This is a genomic window from Candidatus Magnetaquicoccus inordinatus (assembly GCF_004217665.1).
In the GTDB taxonomy this organism is placed as follows: Bacteria; Pseudomonadota; Magnetococcia; order Magnetococcales; family Magnetaquicoccaceae; genus Magnetaquicoccus; species Magnetaquicoccus inordinatus.
In genome coordinates this window covers 1-6501 of record NZ_RXIU01000205.1, presented here as the reverse complement: position 1 = coordinate 6501, position 6501 = coordinate 1, and the positions used below count along the sequence as shown (strand labels likewise).

The window sequence follows — 6501 nt, the reverse complement described above, 5'->3', positions numbered from 1 at the left end:
AAAAGATTAAAAGATTAAAAACAAAATCCCAGGGATTCCATCCCTGGACCCGGCCAGGGAGGTGCCCTCCCTGGACCCGCAGTTGTTTTGGGTGGTGAATAGTTATCTCTGTTCTAACGCTTTGCCGAGCTGTTGATCTTTTTCAAGCGAAACAGCAGCTCTAAAGCCTGTTTGGGGGTCAGTTCATCGGGATCGATCTTGGCCAACTCTTGGGCAATAGCTTCGCTTGCGGAGTCGGCAAAAAGAGAGAGTTGCACACGTGGCATCGCTTTGGCGGGGGGAGTGATGCGTTGAATGGGTGGTTGATGTTTTTCCTGCAATTGGGCAAACACCTCTCTGGCTCGTTCAATGACGGGACGTGGCAATCCGGCCAGTTCAGCGACATGGATCCCGTAGGAACGATCAGCGCTGCCACGGACGATGGTGTGCAGAAAGAGGGGCTGGTGCTGGTCATCCTTGACCTCCACCGTAAAATTAAGCACCCCGGGCAGCAGTTGTTCCAATTCGGTCAACTCATGATAGTGGGTGGCAAACAGAGTACGTGCCCGGCATTGCGAATGGATCTGTTCAATCACCGCCCAGGCGATGGCCAAACCATCCAGTGTCGAGGTGCCGCGACCAATTTCATCCAACAACACCAGTGAACGTGCTGTGGCATGATGGAGAATATGTGCAGTCTCCGTCATCTCCACCATAAAGGTCGAGCGGCCTCCCGCCAGATCATCGCTGGCGCCGATGCGGGTAAAAATCCGATCGGTAAGACCAATGGTAGCCGCTTCTGCAGGTACAAAGCAGCCGATATGGGCCAGCAAGACAATCAAGGCGACCTGGCGCATATAGGTGGATTTACCGGCCATATTGGGTCCGGTGATCAACATCATCCGCCGCTCGCCAATATCAAGGGCGGTCTCATTGGCGACAAAAGTACCGCGTAGCAAAGCCGCTTCTACAACGGGATGACGGCCATTGTGGATGTTGATGCTGGTGCCGCTATGGATTTCTGGTCGGCAATAGTGGCGCTGATAAGCAGTTTCAGCGAAGGCAGCCAGCACATCCAAAGTGGCCATGGCCAAGGCGGTACGTTGCAAGGCCGCTGCATGGGTTGTGACGTTGTGGGTCAATTGCGCAAACAACTCCGCTTCCAAAGTTTGTTGTCTCTCTTCGGCATTGAGGATTTGCTCCTCCAACTCCTTCAGCTCACTGGTGATATAACGGGCAGCATTGGTCATGGTTTGCGTTTGTTGATACCTGTAGGGCACTTTGTTGCGTTGTCCATGACTGACTTCAATGCTGTAGCCATAACTGCGATGATGGCGAATTTTCAAGGTGGTGATGCCGGTCTCTTCCCGCTCTTTGGCCTCCAGGCGCAATAAAAATCCTTTGCCATCCTGGGCCAAGGCGCGCGATTGATCCAACTCAGGATGCACACCCGGACGAATCACCTCACCCTCTTTCAACTGTGCGGGCAGCTCATCTTGCAACTGCTCGCGCAACTGCTGCAACAGCTCTTCCTGTCCACCCAGGTCGTTTTGCAGAGTGAGCAGCACAGAGGGCAGGGGGGTGGTCTCAGCAGTTTGTTGCAATTCATCTTGCAAAAAGGGCAAACGGGCCAAGGTGCTGCGCAGGGCCCCCAAATCCTTGGGCGAAGCGCGTCCCATGGCACAGCGGCTCAACAGACGTTCCAAATCATGACTGCCGCGCAGCAACAGACGGATCTGTTCGCGCTGTCGGTCGTGAGCCAACAGCCAGGCAACACCCTCCTGACGGGCAGTGATTGCTGCCACTGTTTGCAGGGGTCGATTCAGCCATTGGGTCAGCAGTCGACTGCCGGGAGCGGTTTGGCTGATATCGAGGAGACCGAGCAGACTGTTGTGGCGACCGCCATCCAGAAGATTGCCGTTTAACTCCAGATTGCGCCGACAGGTCTCATCAAGAATCATAAACTCATCGGCATAGGTACGGCGGAGTCCTGTGATATGCTGAAGTGCCTCTTTTTGTGTTTCACGGCAATAGGAGAGCAAAGCCCCAGAGGCAGATTGGCAGAGCGGTGCCTGCTCAATACCAAATGCGGCCAGAGTGAGAGTTTGAAAATGGTCCTTCAGCAGCAGGGATGCCTGTTCGGGATCAAACTCCCAGGGAGTGCGGCGAGTTGGTGAGCGATAACGGCTGACCAGCTCCTCTGGTGGTTGCCATCCCTCTGGGAGCAACAGTTCTGCGGGATCCAAGGCCGAGATGGTTGCCAGGGCATGATCCCAGCTCACCGCTTCTCCGCACTGAAACTCTCCGGTAGAGAGATCCAGGGCTGCCAGAGCACATACAGAGTGGTGTCGATCGCGTTTGGGTTGCAGAATCTTCTCGCTGGGAGCCAGGGCGACAAGAAAATTGTTGGCGCGAGCTGGCAAAAGATGCTCTTCAGTCAAGGTGCCACGGGTAATGATCCGGCGCACCTCTCGTTGCAATGGACCCTTGTTCATGCCCGGTGACTCCATCTGTTCGCAGATGGCGACCCGAAAACCGGCTTCAATGGCTTTGCGCAGGTACAGCTCCAGAGAGCGCACGGGGACTCCAGCCATGGGAATCGCTTCTCCACCGCTTTGACCGCGTTGCGTCAACACAATATCCAGCACAGGTGCGGCCAACTTGGCATCTTCAAAAAACAGCTCATAAAAATCACCCATGCGATAAAAGAGCAGTTCGTTTGGGTGTTCTGCCTTGATTGCCAAATATTGACTGACCATGGGGGTATGCGCGGGTGTATTCATGCTCTACTCAGGGTTGGACGATCGGTGTTTGGGCTGGGTTCAGGGCTCACGCAATAGTCGAAAACCATAGCCATGATCAGTCTGTTGTGGATTATCTTTATGCCGGGCAGCACAACGCAGATCCATGGGTGTACTATACCAGGCACCTCCGCGTAACACCCGTTCGGATCGATCCATTTGTTCGTTTTCTGTCAGAGAGGCGACCGGGTTGTTTTGTGGGGCGTGTTGATAGAAATCCGCACGATAGAGATCGCTTACCCATTCATAAAGATTGCCGTGCATGTCAAAGAGCGCGAAGCGATTGGCGGGAAAGGAACCGGCCGGCATGGTGCTTCCCACATAATAGCCTTTGCTCTCCTCACCAATACGTTTTTGACCATTAAAATTGGCTTTACCGGCATGAATGGTATTGCCAAACTGGAAAGAGGTTTGCGCGCCGCCACGACAGGCATACTCCCACTCTGCTTCACTGGGAAGACGAAAACGAAAGGAGCTTTGTGCATTGAGTCGGGCAATAAAACGTTGTGCCTGCTGCCAGGAGATGGAATCGACTGGCAGGGCGCTATTGGAGCGAAAACGGGCTGGAAGTGCCTCATCCGCCATTATTTTCTGCCATGCTGCTTGCGTCACCTCATGTTGTCCCAGCCAAAACGGATCCACGCAGACTTTATGTAACGGTTTTTCATCCTGATTGCCTTGGGTGGAGCCCATGGTAAAACAGCCTCCAGGCAACTGCACAAAGCTCAAGCCGCTGAGAGGATCCTGCCAAACTGGTGGTGTACCAGCGCTATCCGCAGTGGTGTGTGCCGTCTGCTCACTGCTCATGGCTGCATCTGCTGGCAGAAGGGGTGCCACCCGTAACGGATGCTCCGTTGCCCAGGAGGCTGCCTCTCCTCTCTTTTCTTCAGCATTTGCCGCACTGTTTGTGGTTGTCTCCAGCTTGAGGCTGACAATGGTATCCTGGGTCAGATCCATCTCCATTTCCACCGGTTGAAAGCCCTCCTTTTCCAACCAAAGATGATAGGCTCCTGGAGCTACCCGACCTACGGTAAAGGGTGTTTGTCCCAAACGCTTGCCATCGAGAATAACGGTTGCTGCGCTGGGCTGACTTTCAATCTGCAGAAGCAGCGTTTTTTTGATGTCAGGAGTTAAAACAGGTTGATCGGTGATATTTTGTGTGCTGGAGGCAGGGATATTGGCGGAAGGCAACAGGCTTTGCAGCGATTGCCAGGGATCATGCCAAAGCAAGGTGATGGCAGCGCTGACGAGTAGAAGAAAAAACAGAAAAAGACTGCGTTTTTTGCTTTTACGTGCAACAGAAGCAGCAGAAAGAGCGTGAATAAATGCTTGTGCTGAAGCAAAACGATCTTCAGGCAATGGTGCCAGAGCCTTTGCCAAGAGAGCGTGACTGGCTTTATTCAGAGCAGGGACAGGATGCGGCGTGGGATGGTGCGTCATTTTTTGCTCTGCAGTGAAGGGCAGAGAGGCACTGACCAGCTCATAAAAGAGTACAGAGAGAGCCCAGCGGTCGCTGGCCGGAGTGGCTTCTGGTCTGTGTTCTGCCCATAGTTCGGGGGCCAGATAGATCTGCTCACGCGAGGTTGCAACTGGGGTTGGCAAGGTGCCAATCTGTTGCAGTTTTCCTTGCAGAGAAACAGGAAGCAAGGGGATGCAGGCCATTTTAATGATACCATCTTCGGTCAAAAAAAGATTTTCCGGTCGCAGATGGCGGTGGAGCATGGAACGATGCAAACTGTCGAGAGCCGAAGCGATATCGCGGCAGATGGCCAGTGCCTCTTTGCAACTCAAGCGTTGACCGGGTTGGGAGAGGCGATAATCATGCAGAGAAGAGAGAGTACTGGTTTGTTCCCAGACCAGATAGTGGGCGCGTTGTTGCGGATCATACTCCAAAGTGTGCAAGCGGGCGATATGGGGGTGGTCCAGGGCATGGAGAAGCTGCACATAGTGTCGTATTTCAGCCATATGCAGCGGATCGCTGCTGATAGTGGCGGGCAGCCATTGCAGGTCTACTGGCACACCGCTACTGGTATCATCGGCAGGAACCAGTTCGGGACAACTGCTTGTCTGATTGTTGTCGCGAATTTTATACCGTCCCACCAGAGCCGTTGTGCATTCCACGGCTTTGCACTCCCTTTTGTCTCTCTGCTGTTTGACAGCAACTCTTTTGAATGAGAGAGGATCAAGGCAAACCGATACCAAGTTCTCCTCGAATAGGCAGAGATTTTGCACTCATTTATATGCAGAAATCCAGGGCCTGCTCTCATTCGCTCTAATATGCCCTTGATAATATGTTATAAAGCCGCGCTGCAGGCCTGCATACCTCATGTATGCACGGCACTGCGCGCGGCTTGGCGTTGTCTTTGAAGCGCTATACTCTTAAAGCAGAATAGGCACTAGCCTTTAGAGGTGAATTGGAAAACACCATCCCAATCAGCGGGAGGAGGATTATCCAAATACTCTTTGCAGCGAGCGATATAGGTCAATGCAGGGCCGTCGTTGGCATCCACTTCCAGTACCTTTTCAAAACGTTGCAAAGCGGTAGCAAAATCCTTGGCTTTGTAGGCTTCGCGAGCATGATTGTACAGCTCAAGAACCTTTGCCATCGTCGGTTCGAGTTCACCTTTACGATCCAACAACTGATAGATGGTGACAGGCTCATTTTTTCCGACCACACGGACAATATCCAACTCACGGGCTTCGATAAAATCTTTGGCCTGTTGGTAGGTAGAATCGGAGATCATGGTGCCGGAGTTGTAAAATTTGTTGGCACCTTCCAGGCGAGCAGCAAGATTGACCGCATCACCCATGATGGTATAGTCCATCCGTTGTTTGGAACCCATGTTGCCGACCACCATGCGCCCAGAGTTGATACCCATGCGCACGTTCAGTTTGGGACGACCTTCTGCCAGCAATTTTTCGCGCATACTGACCATATGTTTACCCATATCGATACAGGCATAGCAGCAGAGTTTGGCATGGTCTGGTTGATCGAGTGGTGCACCCCAGAAGGCGATGATGGCATCCCCTTCAAATTTATCTACGGTACCATCATAGCGGGAGATAATATCGCACATGGCGGTGAGATATTCGTTGAGCAGTTGCACCAACTCTTCCGGGGTCAATTTTTCCGAGATGGTGGAAAAGCCTGCTACATCCGAGAAATAGGCAGTCATCTCCCGCGATTCACCACCCAGGCTGAGTTTGCTGGGATCTTTGCAGAGAATTTCCACCACTTTCGGCGACAGATATTGTCCAAAAGCTCCCTTGATCATCTGTTTCTGACCCATCTCTTGCCGGTAGAAATAGAAACTGACGATCAGATAGCTGAGGATAATGGCGGTCAGATTATAAGAGAGAGAGATGACCAGACCTTGAGTCACATACAGATAGGTGCTGACTCCTACCAGCAGAGTGATCACTGTCATGACGATCAGGGTCCGCGATGCCAAACTGCTCAGCAGGCTGGCAATCAGAATGATGCCCATTGTGGCCAGCAAGATATTTTTTTCCAATGTATCATCGGCCGGACGCAGAGGTCCGTTACGCAGCAAAGTATGGATGGAGTCTGCAATAATTTCGACCCCATAGACCATGCCGACAGGGGTATCAAACCAGTCGTGTGAGACCTCTGAGGTGTCACCGAGCAAAACCAACTTATCCTTGACCCAGACGCTCAACTCCAGGCGTTCATCCTCATCCAATTTGTCGATATCGATAA

The 6501-nt window shown here is 52.5% G+C and carries 3 protein-coding genes; all 3 read right to left on the bottom strand.

Features of this window, described 5'->3' with window-relative positions; translation table 11 throughout:
* Positions 1 to 113: 113 nt before the first annotated feature.
* Positions 114 to 2762, bottom strand: coding sequence for a DNA mismatch repair protein MutS (mutS, locus tag EJP87_RS12845; protein ID WP_130472272.1), 2649 nt, complete (start codon positions 2760 to 2762; stop codon positions 114 to 116).
* Between the two features lie 39 nt (positions 2763 to 2801).
* Positions 2802 to 4901 (bottom strand): SUMF1/EgtB/PvdO family nonheme iron enzyme, encoded by a 2100-nt coding sequence (locus tag EJP87_RS12840; RefSeq protein ID WP_130472271.1) that lies wholly within the window; start codon positions 4899 to 4901, stop codon positions 2802 to 2804.
* Positions 4902 to 5176: 275 nt separating this feature from the next.
* Positions 5177 to 6501: adenylate/guanylate cyclase domain-containing protein (locus EJP87_RS12835; RefSeq protein WP_130472270.1), on the bottom strand; the 1325-nt coding region annotated here is incomplete at its 5' end.